This is a genomic window from Streptomyces sp. NBC_00258 (assembly GCF_036182465.1).
In the GTDB taxonomy this organism is placed as follows: domain Bacteria; phylum Actinomycetota; class Actinomycetes; order Streptomycetales; family Streptomycetaceae; genus Streptomyces.
The window spans coordinates 1,959,165-1,976,286 of the sequence record NZ_CP108081.1; the positions used below are offsets into that span (position 1 = coordinate 1,959,165).

Annotated in this window: 14 protein-coding genes; 6 read left to right on the plus strand and 8 right to left on the minus strand. The window is 71.1% G+C overall.

Annotation, left to right across the window (positions count from 1 at the left end; translation table 11 throughout):
- Positions 1–28 precede the first annotated feature (28 nt).
- Both OG718_RS09125 and OG718_RS09130 read left to right on the plus strand, forming a co-directional pair.
- Positions 29–445 (plus strand): MerR family transcriptional regulator, encoded by a 417-nt coding sequence (locus OG718_RS09125; protein ID WP_143641257.1) that lies wholly within the window; start codon positions 29–31, stop codon positions 443–445.
- Positions 446–555: 110 nt separating this feature from the next.
- Positions 556–1,260 carry a GAF and ANTAR domain-containing protein gene (locus OG718_RS09130; protein ID WP_143641256.1) on the plus strand — a complete coding sequence of 235 codons (705 nt, stop codon included), beginning with the start codon at positions 556–558 and terminating at the stop codon, positions 1,258–1,260.
- Between the two features lie 75 nt (positions 1,261–1,335).
- Here the strand turns inward: OG718_RS09130 and OG718_RS09135 are convergent, their stop codons facing one another.
- The 3 genes from OG718_RS09135 to OG718_RS09145 all read right to left on the minus strand — a co-directional run bounded on the left by OG718_RS09135 (position 1,336) and on the right by OG718_RS09145 (position 5,798).
- The gene (locus OG718_RS09135; protein ID WP_328843856.1) at positions 1,336–2,970 is read right to left on the minus strand and encodes a cellulase family glycosylhydrolase; all 1,635 of its coding nucleotides are present in this window, start codon (positions 2,968–2,970) and stop codon (positions 1,336–1,338) included.
- 281 nt (positions 2,971–3,251) lie between these two features.
- Positions 3,252–4,427 carry a serine hydrolase domain-containing protein gene (locus tag OG718_RS09140; RefSeq protein ID WP_328847714.1) on the minus strand — a complete coding sequence of 392 codons (1,176 nt, stop codon included), beginning with the start codon at positions 4,425–4,427 and terminating at the stop codon, positions 3,252–3,254.
- Positions 4,428–4,748: 321 nt separating this feature from the next.
- Positions 4,749–5,798 carry a helix-turn-helix transcriptional regulator gene (locus tag OG718_RS09145; protein WP_328843857.1) on the minus strand — a complete coding sequence of 350 codons (1,050 nt, stop codon included), beginning with the start codon at positions 5,796–5,798 and terminating at the stop codon, positions 4,749–4,751.
- 222 nt (positions 5,799–6,020) lie between these two features.
- Between OG718_RS09145 and OG718_RS09150 the strand changes: the two genes are divergently transcribed.
- Both OG718_RS09150 and OG718_RS09155 read left to right on the plus strand, forming a co-directional pair.
- Entirely contained in the window at positions 6,021–6,467 is a 447-nt protein-coding gene (locus OG718_RS09150) for a hypothetical protein (protein ID WP_260695510.1), read from the plus strand.
- Positions 6,468–6,566: 99 nt separating this feature from the next.
- The gene (locus OG718_RS09155; RefSeq protein ID WP_328843858.1) at positions 6,567–7,517 is read left to right on the plus strand and encodes a hypothetical protein; all 951 of its coding nucleotides are present in this window, start codon (positions 6,567–6,569) and stop codon (positions 7,515–7,517) included.
- Positions 7,518–7,534: 17 nt separating this feature from the next.
- Here OG718_RS09155 and OG718_RS09160 read toward each other — a convergent pair whose 3' ends face one another.
- Complete coding sequence (locus OG718_RS09160) at positions 7,535–8,278, minus strand: nuclear transport factor 2 family protein (RefSeq protein ID WP_328843859.1); 744 nt, start codon at positions 8,276–8,278, stop codon at positions 7,535–7,537.
- 104 nt (positions 8,279–8,382) lie between these two features.
- Entirely contained in the window at positions 8,383–8,868 is a 486-nt protein-coding gene (locus tag OG718_RS09165; RefSeq protein WP_143641252.1) for a DUF5990 family protein, read from the minus strand.
- Positions 8,869–9,061: 193 nt separating this feature from the next.
- Here OG718_RS09165 and OG718_RS09170 point away from each other — a divergent pair, with 193 nt between their 5' ends.
- Positions 9,062–9,478 (plus strand): hypothetical protein, encoded by a 417-nt coding sequence (locus OG718_RS09170; protein WP_143641251.1) that lies wholly within the window; start codon positions 9,062–9,064, stop codon positions 9,476–9,478.
- Between the two features lie 66 nt (positions 9,479–9,544).
- Here OG718_RS09170 and OG718_RS09175 read toward each other — a convergent pair whose 3' ends face one another.
- The 3 genes from OG718_RS09175 to OG718_RS09185 form a co-directional block, all read right to left on the minus strand.
- Positions 9,545–10,987 (minus strand): NAD-dependent succinate-semialdehyde dehydrogenase, encoded by a 1,443-nt coding sequence (locus OG718_RS09175; protein ID WP_143641324.1) that lies wholly within the window; start codon positions 10,985–10,987, stop codon positions 9,545–9,547.
- 5 nt (positions 10,988–10,992) lie between these two features.
- Positions 10,993–13,848: an FAD-binding and (Fe-S)-binding domain-containing protein gene (locus tag OG718_RS09180; protein ID WP_328847715.1), complete on the minus strand. Its 2,856-nt coding sequence runs from the start codon at positions 13,846–13,848 to the stop codon at positions 10,993–10,995.
- A 122-nt stretch (positions 13,849–13,970) separates the two neighbouring features.
- Positions 13,971–15,230 (minus strand): aspartate aminotransferase family protein, encoded by a 1,260-nt coding sequence (locus OG718_RS09185; protein ID WP_328843860.1) that lies wholly within the window; start codon positions 15,228–15,230, stop codon positions 13,971–13,973.
- Between the two features lie 239 nt (positions 15,231–15,469).
- Between OG718_RS09185 and OG718_RS09190 the strand changes: the two genes are divergently transcribed.
- The gene (locus OG718_RS09190) at positions 15,470–17,122 is read left to right on the plus strand and encodes a PucR family transcriptional regulator (protein WP_143641249.1); all 1,653 of its coding nucleotides are present in this window, start codon (positions 15,470–15,472) and stop codon (positions 17,120–17,122) included.

Below are 17,122 nucleotides of genomic sequence, written 5' to 3' on the forward strand. Positions count from 1 at the left end.
CCGGTATGAAGGTCAAGGGGGAATCGGCGTGCTGATCGGGGAGTTGAGCCGGCGGACGGGGGTCCGCACGCATCAGCTGCGCTACTACGAGGCCCAGGGGCTGCTGGAGCCCGGCCGGGGCACGAGCGGCTACCGCGAGTACTCGGACGACGCCGTTCTGACCGTGGCACAGATCAGGAGACTGCTCGAAGCCGGACTGTCGACCGAGGAGATCGGGTACCTGCAGCCCTGCGTCACCGGCACGGCCCCTGAGCTCGAACCCTGTCCCGAGCTCCTGGACACCCTTCGGACGCGCCTGCACGGTCTGGACGAGCACATCGACACGCTCACCCGCTCCCGCCAGGTCCTCCACGACTACATCGACGCCACCGAGCGGCGCGTGTCACAGGACCCCCAGGGCTCCCAGGGTCACGGCTCCACCACGCCGGAGTCGGCCCTTGCGTGATCGCGCTCCGCGGGGCAGGCAAGCCTGTTCGACGCGGCGAGGACACCCGGGTGGCACTATGGGCTCTCAGAGGAGCGACAAGGGTGCTTCGAGACGTAGGCAGGTGGCACATGTCGCACGAGCCGGACGAGGTCTGGGAGCGGTTCGCCGTCGCCCTCGCGGAGATGGCGAGGGATCTGCTTGCCCAGGACTCCGCGCAGGACACCTTGGACCGCATCGTGGAGCATGCGAAGGTCCTGATCAACGGATGCGACCACGCCGGCATCCTCACCGTACGGCGGGGTGAGGTGCACGCACTGGCGGCGACGAGTGATCTCGTGCGCCGCGCGGACCGGATCCAGCAGGATCTGCAGGAAGGCCCCTGCTTCGACGCCGTGACCGACCGCCAGCAGGTCTACACGATCCAGGACCTGCGCCGGCCCCATGATCGCTGGCCCCACTTCGCCCCCGAGCTGAACAAGCTGGGCATGGGAAGCGCGATGGGCTTTCTCCTCTTCACCGAGGACGACGATCTCGGCGCCCTCAACGTGTACTCCCGGCAGCCGGGCACCTTCGACGAGGCCGCTCAGCGTGCCGGCTGGATCCTCGCCTCGCACGCGGCCGTCGCCTTCTCCGCGGCCCGGACGCATCAGCAGCTCGGCCACGCCCTGGAGACCCGTCACGAGATCGGCGAGGCCATGGGCATCCTCATGGAGCGCCACGGACTGACCGAGGACACGGCCTTCAAAGTACTCAAGAAGGCATCGCAGGACCGCAACATCAAACTGCGCGAGATCGCCCGCCTGATCTGCGAGACCGGCGAGAAGCCGGGCTGACCGCCCTCGGCCGGGAGCGGGCCTGCCCTTGCCGGCAGGGGCTCGCGGCCCCCACCGGTAAGGGCGAACGACAGGTCATGTCGTGGCGCAGGTGGTGCCGTTGAGCCTGAACGCGGTCGGGGAGGTGTTGGTGGCGCTCTTGCTGCCGGTGAAGCCGACGGTGACCGAGCCGGCTGCGGGGATGGCGGAGGTGTAGGAGGCGGGGGTGACACTCACCGCGCCGCCGCTCTGGGTGGGGGTCCCGCCCCACATGTTGGTGACGGTCTGGCCGTTGGCGAAGGCGAAATCGAGCGTCCAGCCGCTGATGGTGGTCGTGCCGGTGTTGCGGATGCTGATCTCACCCTGGAAGCCGCCAGGCCAATCGCCGACGACCCGGTATCCGACCGAGCAGCCCACACCGGGTGTGCTGCCGCCCTCGTCGGTGGTGACGTTCACCGTGGCCGAGCGGGCCGAACGGTTCCCGGCGGCGTCACGGGCGTATACGGCGAAGGTGTACGTCGTGTCGGCGGTCAGACCGGTCACGGCGACGGTGTTGGCGGTGGAGGCGGCGACCGTGGTCTCGGAGCCGCCGCTGACGCGGACGACGTCGTAGCCGGTGACACCCACATTGTCCGTGGCGGCGGTCCAGGCGAGGGTGAGGGACGTGGCCGTCACCGCGGAGGCGGTCGGGGTTCCGGGAGCGGTCGGGGCCTGGGTGTCCCCCGGGTTGCCGCCGCCGAAGACGGTCGCTTCCCGGGAGGTCTGGGCGATGCCGTTGGTGCCGTTGAAGATGCGCTGGCCCCAGGAGCTGAGCCGGCTGGGGTCGAAGCCGATCGACAGGTCGAGGATCGGGTCGGTGTTGCCGCTCCAGGACCAGGCCAGATAGCCGAGCCTGAGCTGCTGGGCCGCCGCCATCATGGTGTCCTCGTCCGGGTCGCCCCATTGGTCGGGGGGCCCTCCGAACTCACCGATGAGGATGGGGAGTCCGGCGTTGACGAAGGCGTTCAGATAGTCGGTGATCTCCTGGGCGGTGTCGTACACGCTGTACATGTGGATCGAGAAGATCAGGTTGCCGGTGGGGTCGGCGTCATACACGGACTGGGCGTTGGCCCGCATGACGCCTTGCCAGTCCTGGCCCCAGTTGGGCGCGTCCACCATGATCGTGTGCTCGAATCCGGCGTTGCGCAGCTTCTTGATCGCGGCGATCGTGGGATCGGTCCAGCCGGCCGGGTCGGTGTTGCCCCAGGGCTCGTTGCCGATGTTGACGATGACGTAGTTCTCTTCGCCGGCCAGTACGTCCTTGAGACCGATCCAGTAGTCGGCCGCCTGGTCCAGCGTGCCGGCCGCGGCGTCCTCGCCGTATCCGGTGGTGTCGTGCACCTCCAGGACGCAGATGAGCCGGTTGGCCTTGCACTGGCTGACGACTCCGGCGACGTCCGCGGCGCTGTTCTTGGTCCAGCGGTGACCGTTGGAGAGGACGACGCGGACGGTGTTGGCGCCGAGCGCCTTGACGTCGGCCAGTGACTGCGTCTCGCCCGGGTACCAGGTGTGGGCGTGGTTGACGCCGCGCATGATGAAGTCGTTGCCATTGCCTTCGAGCAGGCGGCCGTCGCTGATGTGGAGGCCGGTGGCGAGGGCGCCGGGCGACTGGGCGTGGGCCGTCGCCGGACCGAGGACGCCGAGAGCGACTAGCCCGAGGAGGGTGACCAGCCGGGTCAGCAGGGCGGCCACTCGGCTCCTTCGTATCGTGCTGGTCGTCGTGCTTCGGGTGGTGCTTCTTGTCGTGCTTCGGGTGGTGCTTCTTGTTGTTCTCACTGCGACTCCAGGGAGTGAGCGCCAAGAAACCTGAGCATCAGAAGAAACGTGGGAGCGCTCCCATAGAGGCACTGCGGCAGGAACATGTCAAGGTATGGCGCAGGCTCCGGCACACGAAGGGCCGGTATGCGGGTGCGAATTCGGCCGGACCACCGGGACAGAGTCCGGTGGCCCGGCCGACGAGTCGGTCGCGGCGGTCACCCCATGCGCAGCAGCGAGCACACCGCCGATTCCTCCATCGTGCGGAGCTTCCGCAGCAGGTCCGGGGTCGTGGTCCGGTTCACCTGGGTGGTGAGCGAGACGGTGAGGGAGCGCCGTCCGTCCGGCGTCGCGGCGATCAGCTGGGTGTAGCCGGGGGTGTTCCCGGTGTGCCCGAGCACCACTCCGCACCGGGTGGTGTACCGGAAGATGCCGAGCCCCGCCTTGTTGCGGCCGGGTCCGGCCGGTTCGGAGGCGCCGTCCACCCAGTGGCGCTGTTCGCGCAGCGCGGCCGGGGAGGTCAGTGCGCCGCTCGCGTAGCCGCGGATGAAGCGGTTCATGTCCCGCGGTGTGGCGATGATCCCGCCCGAGGCCCACACTCCGGAAGCGCCGATCAGCTCGCTGACGTCCAGCGGAGGGACCTCGCTCACGTCATAGCCATGCATGAAGGGCCGCACCATCTTGTAGCCCTGCGGGAGGCTGGTTTCGTGCAGTCCCAGGGGCCGATAGACGATCTTGCGGAGCAGCGTCTCGTAGGGTTCGCCCGTCACCGCTTCGGCCATGAGGGCTACGGCGATGTTGTCCGAGTTCGAGTAGCGGTACTGGGAGCCCGGGCGGAACAACAGACGCTCGTCACGGACGAAGTCGAGCAGGCGCCGCGAGTCGAAGTGACGTCGGGGGTCGGCCGCGATCAAGCGCTGGAACTCCGGATCCCGGCTGTAGTCGGGCAGACCGCTGGTGTGCTGCAGCAACTGTCGCAACGTCACCTTCGCCCAGGCTCGGGGCAGGCGTGGCAGTCGCGCCTTGATGGTGTCGTCCAGGTCCAGCGCGCCCTGATGGACGAGATGCAGGGCCACCGCGCCGCTGTAGGCCTTGCTCGCGCTGGCGGTCCGGGTGTGGTCGCCGGGTCCGATCGGGCGGCCGGTCGTCAGGTCTGCGACTCCGGCGCGCAGCACGCGACGCTTGTCACCGTTCTGCAGGAGGACCACCACTCCCGGCGGGCCGCCCGGAGCGGCGACAAGCCTGTCGAGTTGTCGCTGCAGTTGGTCCGGGTGGTCGCGGGAACCGTCCCCGGAGGTGGCGGCGGCAGGGTGGAGCGTTCCGCTGCCGATCGAGACGGCGACCAGCACAGTGACCAGGCACTGGCGCAGTCGAGGGTTGCACTGAAGCGGCATCATCATTCCCGGGCAGACGGGGCAGGACACGCTCAGCATCGGCTCGCGAGCGACCCACCGCTCGCGCACCTGCTCCAAACAGCCGATCGGGGCGCCGGGCAGTGCTGCGCGGCCGGAGCATGGGCCAGGGCATGGGCCGGAGCGGCGGGGAGCCGACAGGGCTCGGCGAGCGACCAGCGAGTACCAGCACGCCGGACGACCAGTCGCCGGACGGCCGGTCGCCGAACCGCCTGTCCCACCCTGGTCCATGCGCCGGCGGCCTCCGACACCGGTGTCAGGCCCTCCCCAGAGCCCGAGTTGCCCATCGGAAAGACCGAGTTGTCATCCGGTCGACCGAGCAAGCGCTCCTGCCGCCCCGTCCGCGTCGCCCTGGTCCGCCGCGTCGGCCGGTCTGGCCGCCCGGCCGTCCAGGAGCTCCGTGCCCAGAGGCGTGAGGGTGTGCCGCATGGTGTTGCGGACGCGCAGGCTGTGGATCAGGCCCGCGTCACGCAGCACGGTCGCGTGTTCGCTGACCGACGCGGGCGAGATGGCCAGCCGGCGGGCGATCTCGTTGCCGGTCGCGTTCTCCACCTCCGCGATGGTGGCGAGGGTCGCCGCCCGGGTGCGGCCGAGGAGCCGGTCGAGTGCGCTCGCTCTCCCCACGGCACCGCCGGGCCTCAAGGAGTCGATGCCGCGGTTCACCGGATACACCAGCACCGGGGAGAGCGAGCCGTCGCGCAGCGCGATGGGCCTCCCCCGGCAGAAGTACGAGGGCACGAGCCGCAGCCCGCGGCCCTGGAGGTACACGTCCCGGTCCTCCGGATAGGACATCTGCAGGACCGGAGCACGCCATTGCACCGTGGGGTGCAGCCCGCTCAGCAGCCGGTCGGTCCCGCCGGCCAGGAACGCCTTGGCGCGCAGGACCCGTTCGGCGTCCACCGAGGCGCTGATCTGTGTCCAGTACGGGTGCAGCGCCTGCCGGTGGTACCGGCGCAGGGCCGTGCCCAGACCCCGTCTGGCCGCGGGCAGGCCCGAGGCGAGCGCGGCAGCCCAGGAGGGCAGTCTGCGCTGCTGCCCGAGGGTCGCCACATCCGTCCGCAGGCGAACGTTCGAGGTGGACAGGATCGTGTCGACGGCTGCTTCGGGGTCGGTGGTCCCCTCGGCCGGTGTCAGGAAGTCGGGCGAGTACCCGCGCGGCGGAACGAGATGAAGGAGCGGCCGCGCAGCGGTGTCCATCGACGTCCGGACGTGCGTGCGCCATCGCCGCAACTCGACATCGATGTCCGGACCGCCGAGCACATGAAGGCTGAGCAGGGCTTCCCAAGCAGGATCCGGCCCGGCCGCCAGGCGAATCCGGCCGAGGTCCTCCGCGCTGAAATGGATACGCAGCATCAGCTTCCCCCCGAAAGGCTGCTACCCCAGGCGTCTCACTCTTCCCGATGAACGTGGGGCGCGATAGCTCCGATTCCGCCAGCCCTGGTCTTTCGGCGACGGCCGAAACTGTTCCTGTGCGCTCCCGGAACCGGCCTAGTTTCAGGGCCAGGTACCACGGGGGAACGGCGACGGAAGCTGCCGACGGTTTCCGTCGCCGCCCGTAGGCAAACGGAGGACTTCGTGACAACTGCACGTCGAATGGTCGGTTCCCTCGCGGTCACGGCAGCTCTCGTCGCCGGGACCACGGTCCTGGCCACTGCTCCGGCGTCCGCCCAGGCCGACGCGTCAGCGCCCGCCCAGGCCCAGCGCGCCGACTGGGACGGCAACATCTACCTGTACTACAGCGCGTCCAGCAACAGCTCCTGGAGCAAGTACTACGGCTGGGTCAGCGACTTCGCGGGGCACACCTTCGCCGCGGGCGGCGAGGGCAGTGGCCGGCTCGTCAAGAACAACGTGAACCGCGCCTGGAACAACGACGCGACCCACGCGGCGCGGATCTACTACAACGAGAACTACAACGCGAGCGGCAGCGCTCCCTACGACGACTTCTACCCCGGCAACGCCCGGCAGCTCAACAACGGTGTGCGGAACAACAACGCCTCGATGAGCTGGTGGTACGTCGGCTGACATCGGGCTCGGGCCCGTCCGAGAGCTTCGGACGGGCCCTCCCGTACGAGCACCTCGTACGGGCCCTCCGTACGGCCGCACACACAAGGGGGACATGACATGCGGGCGCGAACCAGGCAGCGCACACTGCGGATCGGAGCCGCGTTCGCCCTCTCCGCCGCCCTCGCGGGCTGTGCGGAGGGACAGGCTGCCGAGCCGAGGCCGAAGGCGTCCGGTCCGCCTCCCGTGACGGGCGTGCCGACGATGCTCGGCGTGGGATCGCTGGTCCTGCCCATCGAGCCCTACCTGTTCACCGACCGGGAGGTCGCCCGGCTGTTCCGGGCGCGGGCGGTGCTCACCGCGTCCTGTATGGAGCGTTTCGGCCACCACTGGCCCGTCCCAACCGAAACCGCACCGGACACCGGCACGTTGAATCCGGCCAACACGGCGCACCGGTACGGGATCACGGATGCCCGGCTCGCCGCCCGGTACGGATACCACCCGGCCCCCGGCACGGCACCGAGTCGCTCCAAGGAGAAGAGCGCGGGGCCCAAGCCCGGGCCGGAGGAGATGCTCCTCCTGACGGGCCTCCACGACGACGGCACCCCCGCGGGCAAGGACGAACGCGGGCGCGCCGTTCCGGCGGACGGATGCCAGGGCGAGGCCACGGCGGCCCTGTCGGGCGATCCGGAGAAGATCGGCAACCGGGAGCTCGTCGGGACGATCAACATCGGCAGCTACAGCGACTCGCAGAAGGATCCGCGGGTGGTGCAGGTCTTCCGCGCCTGGTCGCGCTGTATGAAGCGACACGGCCACCAGTACGCCGATCCGACCCGGGCGCCGGGCAAGGACCCCGACTTCACGGGTCCGAAGGCCACCCGGGCCGAGATCGCCCTGGCCGAAACGGACGTGCGGTGCAAACGGGAGACCAACGTCATCGGCGTCTGGTCCTCGGTCGACGCGGCCTACCAGCGGCGGGCGATGAGCGCGAAGACCCGGGAACTCGCCGCGATCAAGCGGGACATCCGCAAGCAGGTGACCAACGCGGACCGGGTGCTGAGGGCCGGCTGACGGCGCTCGACCGGTCCTCATCCGGTCGAGGAGGCCCCCGTGATGCCCGCGTCGAAGGGAACGGACGTGTGCTGGTGGACGATCTTCCACCGGTCGCCCGCCGCACGGTAACCGGTGGTCACCCGCGCCGTGGTGTCCAGCGAACCACCACCGACCAGCGTGGCACGCATCCGTACGAGCGCGTGGCTGAACGCGATGCTCTCGTCGACCCGTACGCGGAATTCGAGCACCTCGCGCTCCACCGGCCCGTCCAGCGTCGAGAACCACATCTCCTCGGCCTTGCGCAGGGCCTCGATCCCGCGCTGCTCCAGACCGCTCACGGGGTGGAACACCTCGACGTCCGGCGCGTAGCAGGCCATCGCCCGGTCGAAGTCACGCTCACGGCCGGCCGCGGTCAGTTCCGCGTCCAGGCGGCGGATCTCCGCTTCGGCGTCCTCGTCCTCCCAGTACGCGCGCACCTCCATGGCCCCGATGGTCGCCACGGGGTGCTTCGCCGCCACCTCGACGGCCTCCTCCAGGCTGTCGCACTCAAGGATGTCGAACCCGGCTACGTACTCCTTCGTCTCCGCGAACGGCCCGTCGCTGCGCAGCACTTCGCCGTTCCGCACCCGCACGGTGACCGCCTCGGCGGGCGCCTGCAAGCGGTGGCCGTGCAGTCGTACCCCGCGCTGGACGCCCTGCTCCTCGACCCAGGGTTCGACGGGGGCCATGCCGGAGGCGTCGGCGGTGTCGTCTCCGCAGACCAGCAGCATGTACTTCATGTTTCCTCCAGAGATTGACGAGGCCCCTGTGGGCTCCCGCACCCCACCGACGAACAGCGGTATGCCGAATCGACACCCCGCCAGGATCTCTTGTGCGCGGCCGGTCAGGCCCCCGCGGCAGGTTCGGCGGTCCATGTGACGCGCGGGGGTTCGACGCGGGCGCACAGAGGGCCGCCCTGTTCGTCGGTCAGGCCGAGGCGGGCCACCAGCAGGCCGTCGCGGGCGGCCGCGGCGAGTACCTCTTCGGGGACGACGTCGAGCATGAGCTTGGCGCGGCGGAACATGCTGAAGACGCCGGACTCGTCGACCGTGCCCCAGGACAGGTAGATGAACCGGCGGCCCAGCCGGTCCTGCACATAGGGGCCTTTGACGTCGGTCCCGGTCGGTGTGGTGACCGCGGTGCACTCCAGGGTCCAGGTCGCCGACTTTGCGTCGCCCGGGTGCGGTTCGAGAAGTTCGGCCGGACGGTCACGGCGTTGGACGGCGACATGGATGTTGTCGTACGCCGGGACGTTGCCGTCGGTGGAGGCGGGGCCGGTAAGGCCGGGCAGGTCGACGGCGTCGATTCGGATGCGCATACCTGCCATCATCGCGTCGCTGTCCAGTCCAGGGGCCATGTCAGCCCCTCCGGCGTTTGAGGAGCGGGGGCTCGGGGGGCTGTCCTCCGAGTAGTGACGGGAATGGGCAGGGGCGGCGGCGAAAGACGGACGTTGAAAACCCCTGACGGGTGGCGCACTCTTGGGCCACTGCTCGCCCGGGCAGGCACGGAAGGGGGGAGGCGGAATGCAGCAGCCGGAGGACAGGCTCCTGGCGGACGCCCTCGGCAGCATCAATCCCGGTGGGAAGTTCGCCTCCCGGTTCCTCAGGAACGACGTCGGCGAGCTCGACCGTGAGCTGCCCCTGGATTTCGACACCGCCCTCGAACGCGTCCGGTCGCTGCTCTTCGGCGTGGCCCATGGTGTGCATCCGGTCGTGCTGGAAGCGACGACGGACCGGGTGACCCTGCGGGTGCTGACCGGCGGCGGAGCCCTCGCCATGAACCCGGTGGTGATCACCGTGGACGTGACTCGTGGGAGCGGGTGGGCCACCCGGATCCATGTGCGGGCCGTCGCGAAGGAGGGCCTGATCAAGCAGCGGGCCGGCCGGAAGACGGCAGAGCGCGTCGTGGCGCTGCTGGACGGAACGGACGCGGGCCCCTGAGCCGTACGCACCGGTGCGCGCCCGGGCCGCAGCGGCGGGCCGGGCGCGAGGTGGGCGCGTGGCGGGTCACTTCACCGGCATCGCCAGGTACTGGTACTCCAGGAACTCGTCGATCCCCACCCGGCCTCCCTCCCGGCCCAGCCCCGACTGCTTGATGCCTCCGAAGGGCGCGGCCGGGTTGGACACGAGCCCCGTGTTGAGGCCGACCATGCCGACCTCCAGGCGCTCGCTGACCCGCAGCGACCGGTCGAGGCCCGCGGTGAAGACGTAACCGACGAGCCCCCACGGGGTGTCGTTCGCCGCGCGGATCACCTCGTCCTCGTCGTCGAAGGTGAGGATCGCCGCCACCGGCCCGAAGATCTCCGTGTCCATCAGCCGGCTGGCCGGGTCCACACCCGCCAGTACGGTCGGCGGGTAGAAGCGGCCGGGCCCGTCCGGAGTGGCGCCGCCGACCAGCACCCGGGCGCCTCGTCCGACGGCGTCGGCGACCAGTTCCTCGACCTTGGCGCGGCCCGCGTCGTCGATCAGCGGGCCCACGTCCACGCCTTCCTGGGTGCCGGGGCCCACGACGAGCGCCCCCATGCGTTCGGCGAGCCGCACCGCGAAATCGTCCGCCACGGAGCTGTGCACGAAGAAGCGGTTGGCGGCCGTGCACGCCTCGCCCATGTTGCGCATCTTGGCGATCATCGCGCCGTCCACGGCGGCGTCGAGATCGGCGTCGTCGAAGACGATGAACGGTGCGTTGCCGCCCAGCTCCATCGAGGCGCGTACGACGGTGTCCGCGCACTGGGCGAGCAGGATCCGCCCGACCTGCGTGGAGCCGGTGAAGGACAGCTTTCGGATGCGACCGCCCCGCAGGAGCGGCTCGACGACCTTGTCGGCCCGTGAGGTGGTGACGACGTTCAGCACGCCGTCCGGCAGACCCGCCTCCCGGAGGATCCCGGCCAGCGCGAGGCTGGTCAGCGGGGTCTGCGGGGCGGGCTTGAACACCATCGTGCAGCCCGCCGCGATCGCGGGCCCGATCTTGCGGGTGCCCATGGCCAGCGGGAAGTTCCACGGGGTGATCAGCAGACAGGGACCGACGGGGCGGCGCGTCAGCAGCATGCGGTTGCGGCCGTCGGGCAGCACGCCGTAGCCGCCGCCGTCGATGCGGACCGCCTCTTCGGAGAACCAGCGGAAGAACTCGGCCGCGTACGCCACTTCGCCCCGGGCCTCGGCCAGCGGCTTGCCCATCTCGGAGGTCATCAGCAGGGCGAGCTCGTCGGTGCGGGAGAGGATGATCTCGTAGGCGCGGCGCAGGATCTCGCTGCGTGCGCGGGGCGCCGTACGGGCCCACTCCTCCTGTGCCGCGACGGCGGCTTCCTCGGCGAGCCGGGCGTCCTCGGGCCCGGCGTCGGCGACCTGGCAGAGGATCTCGCCGGTCGCCGGGTCGTCCACGGGCATCGTGGCGCCGGATTCGGAGTCCAGCCACTTGCCGCCGATGAACAGCTGCTTGGGTACGTCGTTCAGGATGCTCACGGTGTGTCTCCAGGCTGGTCGGCAGAGGCGGGGGCGGCGGGGTCGAGCAGTTCCGCGAGATGCAGGGCGCGGGTTCCCCGGCCGCCCGCGAGCTGGTCGAGGTGGTCGATCTGGGTGGCGCAGCTGAAGCCGTCGGCCACCACGGTCGGTCTGTCGTCGGCCGCCGCGTCGAGCCGCGGTCGGAGCGACAGGTCGGCGACGGCCATCGAGGTGTCGTAGTGCTGTTCCTCGAAGCCGAAGTTCCCGGCGAGGCCGCAGCAGCCCTCCGCCTCGGTCACCTCGCGTATCCCGAGGCGGGTCAGCAGATCGCGGGGGCGGCGGCTGCCGAAGGTCGCGTACTCGTGGCAGTGGGTCTGCAGGAGCACCGACTCCGGCAGCGGTGGCGGGCTCCAGTCGGGTGCGGCGAGGTCGGTCAACGCGCCGGTCAGGGTGTGGACCCGGGCCGCGACACGCCGCGCGGCCTCGGTGCCGAGCAGTTCGGGCACGTCGCGTTTGAGCGCGGCGGCGCAGCTGGGCTCGGCCACGACGATCGGCAGCTCGCTGCCGGGTCCGCCGTCGAGCCGGGCCACGGTACGGGCCATGACCCGGCGCGCCACGGACAGTTGGCCGGTGCTGACCCAGGTCAGACCGCAGCACAGGCCGTCCCGCGCGGCGCTGGGTATCCCTGCGTCGGCGAGCACGCGTGCGGTGGCCCCGGCCACTTGGGGTCGGAAGGCGCGCGTGAAGCTGTCGACGAAGAGCAGTGCGGTCGGCTCGTCGGTGGCGGACGTGCGCAGTGCGGACCTCAGCGAGCGCCGGGAGGCGAAGGCGGGGATCGTACGTTTCCTGGTGACGCCGCCCGCACGCGCGAGCAGCCTGCCGGCGGGCCCGCGGAGCAGCGCGTTCAGCGGCCTCGCGATGCGGGTGGCCAGCGCCGAGGTGAACGGCAGCCACCCCAGTGAGTAGTGGGAGCGGGGTCGGATCCGTCCCCGATAGTGCTGGTGCAGGAACTCCGCCTTGTACGTGGCCATGTCGACGCCCACGGGGCAGTCGGTGGAGCAGGCCTTGCAGGACAGACACAGGTCGAGGGCGTCGCGGACGTCCGTCGAGCGCCAGCCGTCGTGGACGGTCTCGCCGCGCAGCATCTCCTGGAGTGCCCGTGCCCGGCCCCGGGTGGAGTCGTTCTCGTCACCGGTGGCGCGGTAGCTGGGGCACATCACGCCGCCGGCCGACGCGTCGGAGCGGCAGCGGCCGATGCCGACGCAGCGGCGGGCGGCGCCCGCGAAGCCGTCCTCGTCGTGCGGGAAGGTGAAGAGCGTCGGGCGGCCGTCCGGTACCGGCGGGGCGTGCAGGGCCAGGTCGGCGTCGAGCGCGGCCGGTGCCACGATGACGCCCGGGTTCAGCAGACCTTCCGGGTCGAAGGCTCGCTTGAAGGCGGCGAACGCCCGGATCATCGGGTCGCTGTACATCACCTCCAGCAGCTCACCGCGGGCGCGGCCGTCGCCGTGTTCGCCCGAGAGGGTCCCGCCGTGCCGGACGACCAGCGCGGCAGCCTCCTGGAGGAAGCGGCGGGCGGCGGCCCGGCCGGTGTCCGTGGCGAAGTCGAAGTCGACGCGGACATGGACGCAGCCCGCGCCGAAGTGCCCGTACAGCACGCCGGTCAGCTCGTGTGTGCCCAGCAGCGCGCGGAAGTCCCGCAGGTAGTCGGCCAGATCCTCCGGGGCGACGGCCGCGTCCTCCCAGCCGGGCCAGGACTCCCCGCCGTCCAGCAGGCGGGCGGCCAGACCGGCGCCGTCCTCGCGGACCCGCCACAGGGACCGCCTCTCCCCCGGGCTCGCCACCAGCCGCCCGTCGACCATCCGCCCGCGTGCCTTGAGGGTGTCGAGGAGTCCGGCCGCTCGGGCGGTGACCAACTCCTCCTCGTCACCGTCGAGTTCGACGTACAGCCAGGCGCGTCCGCCGGGCAGCCCGGTGACGGAGTCCGTTCCCCGGCGGGCGCGCATGGTCGCGACGATGGCCTCGTCCATGCCCTCCACCGCGGTGGGCGACCAGCGCAGGATCTCCGGTACGTCCTCGGCGGCGTCCACGACGTCGTCGTAGCCGAGTGCCAGCAGGGCGGAGGCCGGAGCCGTCGCCACCAGGCGGACGGTCGCGCCGACGACGACCGCGCAGGTGCCCTCGGTACCGACCAGGGCGCGGGCCATGTCGAAGCCGTGCTCGGGCAGCAGGTGCTGGAGCTGGTAGCCGGAGACCTGGCGCGGGATCCGGCCGAGTTCGGTCCGGATGAGCGCCAGATGATCGGCGACCAACTTCCTTACCTCGTCCGCGAGTCGGGCGACGCGCTCGACGGACGCAGTGTCCGCGGGATCGGCCGCGCGCAGCCCGCCGTGATCGGCGATCGCATGGACGCCGTCAGCGGTGACGATCTCCAGCGACTCGATGTGACGGCCGGTCCGCCCGTGGCGTACGGACCGGTTGCCGCACGCGTCGTTGCCGATCATGCCGCCGAGCGTGCACCGGCTGTGCGAGGACGGGTCGGGACCGAAGGTGAGCCCGTGCCGCCCCGCGGCCGTCCGCAACTCGTCGAGCACGACTCCGGCCTCGACCTCGGCGGTACCGGTCGCGGGATCGATGTCCAGCACGCGGTTCATGTGGCGGGAGAGGTCCAGGACGACGCCCGGGCCGATCGCGTTGCCGGCCATGCTGGTGCCGCCGCCGCGTGCCGTGACGGGGATGCCCAGTTCCCGGCAGGCGTTCAGTACGGCCGCGACATCGGCGGCCGAGCGGGGGAAGGCCACCGCCCGTGGCGGCACCCGGTAGTTGGAGGCGTCGTACGCGTAGGCGGCGATCCTGCCGCCGGTGTCGACCCGCATCCCGGGGGCGGTCCCGGCGAGCAGCCGCGACAACACCTCGGTGCCGTCGCCCGCCGACGAGCCGGGCCCGCGAGGCGGCAGCGGCGCCGCCTCGTGGCCCGTGAGAGGGTCCGGACCAGCGCTCACGGCGTCGAGGTTCCGGTTTCCACGGCGGCGGTCCAGGCCCGCAGTCCCTCGTCGATCGCGGTGTCGTCGACGACGAGCGCCGGGATCATCCGTACGACCTGGTTCCAGGCTCCGCACAGCAGCAGGAGCAGCCCCTCGTCCACCGCGGCCCGTTGCACACGTGCGGCCGTCGCGGAGTCGGGCTGCCCGTCCTCGGTGACGAACTCGGTGCCGAGCATCAGGCCGAGCCCTCGTACGTCCCCGATGCCGGGGGTGTTCACGGCGACCGTCTCCAGGCCGGCCCGCAGCCGGGCTCCCATCGCTTCGGCGTTCTCGACGAGCTTCTCGTCGCGTACGACGTCGAGGGTGGCGCAGGCCGCGGCGCAGGCGACGGCGTTGGCGCCGTAGGTGCCGCCCTGCGAGCCCGGCCAGGCCTTCCTCATCAGTTCCTCGGAGGCGGCGATGCCCGAGAGCGGGAAGCCGCTGGCCAGCCCCTTGGCGGTGACGAGGATGTCCGGGGTGACACCGAAGTGGTCGTGTCCCCAGAACCGGCCGGTGCGGCCCACTCCCGTCTGCACCTCGTCCAGGATCAGCAGGAAGCCGTGGCGGTCCGCCCGCTCGCGCAGTCCTTCGAGGAAGGCCTGGTTCGCGGGCACGTAGCCGCCCTCGCCGAGCACCGGCTCGACGATGATCGCGGCCGTGTCGTCGGGCGAGGAGATCGTCTGGAGCGTGTAGTCGAGCTCCTGGAGGGCGAAGCGGGTGGCGGTCTCCTCGTCCCAGCCGTACCGGAAGGTCGTGGGGAAGGGAGTGACGACGACCCCGCTCATCAGCGGCGAGAAGCCGGAGCGGAAGCGGGTGCCGGAGGTGGTCATGGAGGCGGCGGCCACGGTCCGGCCGTGGAAACCGCCGTGGCAGACCAGGACGTTCGGCCGGCCGGTGGCCTGGCGGGCCAGGCGCAGCGCGGCCTCCACCGCCTCACTGCCGGAGTTCATGAAGAACAGACTGTCCAGCCCGGCCGGCAGCACCTCGCCCAGCCTGTCGACCAGCTGCCGCAGCGGCTGGTGCATGACCGTCGTGTACTGGCCGTGGATGAGCGTGCCGACCTGCTCCTGGGCTGCGGCGACGACCCTGGGGTGACAGTGGCCGGTGCTGGTGACGCCGATGCCGGCGGTGAAGTCGAGATAGCGGCGGCCGTCCTCCCCGTACAGGTGGACGCCCTCGCCCCGGACCGCCACCACGGGCGTGGCCTGGCGAAGGTGCGGCGACAGTGTGGTCATGTTCGTCTCCCGGCGCTGTGTCGGATGTCGCTCGGTCGTTTCTCGCTCGGCGTCTTCAGCATTTCCAGGGAGCCGGACCGCCACAACGTCTGATCTGTCCGCTCCGGGCACCGCATTTGGACGTTGTGTCAACCTCCCGGGGCCGGGCAGGTCGTCAACGACCCGGTCAACGGCCGTCGGGCCGGCCTTGCGCAGGTGGCGGGTGCTTGTCAGAGTGGCCGGGCACGTATGGAGGCACCGTGAGTGAGGAACACCGGACGGCCGGGCCGCCGCACGGGAGCGAGCCGGAGGCCGTGACGGGCCGGCCCCTCACCGTGGGCGACGTGCTGGGGCTTCCCGTGCTGGCCGCGGGGCAGCCCCGGGTCGTCGCCGGCGAGTCCGGTCTCGACCGGCGGGTCCAGTGGGTGCACATCACCGAGCTCACGGATCCCGCTTCGTTCCTGAAGGGCGGGGAGCTCGTCCTCACCACCGGTATGCCGCTGCCGGAGCAGCCCGCCCAGGTGCGGCGGTACGTGGACGAGCTCGCGGACATCGGTGCGGCCGCCCTCGTGATCGAGCTGGTCCGCCGGTACCACCGCCCGCCCGAGGCGCTGGTGCACGCCTGCCGGAGTCGCGGTCTGCCGCTCGTCACCCTGTCCAAGGACGTCAACTTCCTCGAGGTCACCCAGGTCGTCCACGCGCTCATCGTCGGCAACCAGATGCACGCGATGCGCAGGACCCAGCAGATCCACGAGGCGTTCACCGCGCTGACGCTGCGCGGCGCCTCCCCGGAGGAGGTGGTCCGGGCGGCGGCGGAGACGAGTGGCCACACCGTCGTGCTGGAGAACCTCGTCCACCACGCGGTGATCTGCGAACCCTCGGGCCATACCGTCGAGGAGGCGCTCTCCGGGTGGGAGCGGCGTTCCCGGGAGACGCCTCCCTGCGACCACACGGATGTGCTCGGTCCCGAGGACTGGCTCGTGGCACCGGTGGAGTACCGAGGCGAACCGTGGGGCCGCGTCATCATGCTCCCCGCCCCGACCCGTACCCCCCGTACCCCGTCGTTCGGCCCCGAGGACGTGGCCGTGCTGGAACGGACGGCGATGACCCTGACGATCGCCCGTCTCATCCATGCCACGACCTGGGAGCGGAGCGCGCACCGCAACACGCTGCGGGACATCGCCGAGCAGCGCCACCGCTCCCCCGACGAGGCCCGGGCCCGAGCCGCCGCCCTGGGTCTGCCCACCGAGGAGTGCCGCTTCCTCGCGGTCCTGATCGACACCCGTACGCACCCGGGCGGCGAGGAGCTGGAAACGCGGCTGGCCGAGGACCTGCGGACGGTGACCGTGCCCGCCCTCGTGGGCGAACTGGCCCCCGGGCGTGTGGGCGTGCTGCTGTCCCTGCGCTCCTCGGGTTCCTGGCGGCCCACGGTCGAACAGCTCGGCCGCACCGCGCAGAACCTGGACGCGGGGGCCGTCGTGAGCGTCGGCTCCGAGGTCACCGACCTCTCCCGAGCCGCCCGTTCCTTCCGTGAGGCGACGCGCGTCGCGGAGGCGGCCCTGCCGCAGTCCTCGGACAAGCCCTTCTACGAGTTGTCCGACATCGGACTGCGGCACCTCATGTACGCGCTGCGCCAGGACCCACGCATCCAGAGCTTCGCCGAGCGGCAGCTGGCCCAGCTCATCGACCATGACAGCCGGCACGGCACGAGCCTGCTGACGACGCTGCGCCACTACCTGGACGCCGCCGGCAACAAGACCACCGCCGCACGCCGGGGCGAACTGTCCCGGCAGACGCTCTACCAACGGCTGCACACCATCGAGCGGCTGCTCGACCTGGACCTCGAATCCGGCGAGCACCGGACCGAACTGCACGTGGCCCTCATCGCGCTCGACGTGTCCCGGCTGGGCTGA

Bases quoted from the DNA above. Each gene is read 5' to 3' on its own strand.
- OG718_RS09140 (WP_328847714.1), bottom strand. From the start codon at position 4,427: ATGCCGCTTCAGTGCAACCCTCGACTGCGCCAGTGCCTGGTCACTGTG.
- OG718_RS09130 (WP_143641256.1), top strand. From the start codon at position 556: ATGTCGCACGAGCCGGACGAGGTCTGGGAGCGGTTCGCCGTCGCCCTC.
- OG718_RS09160 (WP_328843859.1), bottom strand. From the start codon at position 8,278: ATGAAGTACATGCTGCTGGTCTGCGGAGACGACACCGCCGACGCCTCC.
- OG718_RS09165 (WP_143641252.1), bottom strand. From the start codon at position 8,868: ATGATGGCAGGTATGCGCATCCGAATCGACGCCGTCGACCTGCCCGGC.
- OG718_RS09155 (WP_328843858.1), top strand. From the start codon at position 6,567: ATGCGGGCGCGAACCAGGCAGCGCACACTGCGGATCGGAGCCGCGTTC.
- OG718_RS09170 (WP_143641251.1), top strand. From the start codon at position 9,062: ATGCAGCAGCCGGAGGACAGGCTCCTGGCGGACGCCCTCGGCAGCATC.
- OG718_RS09145 (WP_328843857.1), bottom strand. From the start codon at position 5,798: ATGCTGCGTATCCATTTCAGCGCGGAGGACCTCGGCCGGATTCGCCTG.
- OG718_RS09180 (WP_328847715.1), bottom strand. From the start codon at position 13,848: ATGCGGGTCGACACCGGCGGCAGGATCGCCGCCTACGCGTACGACGCC.
- OG718_RS09185 (WP_328843860.1), bottom strand. From the start codon at position 15,230: ATGACCACACTGTCGCCGCACCTTCGCCAGGCCACGCCCGTGGTGGCG.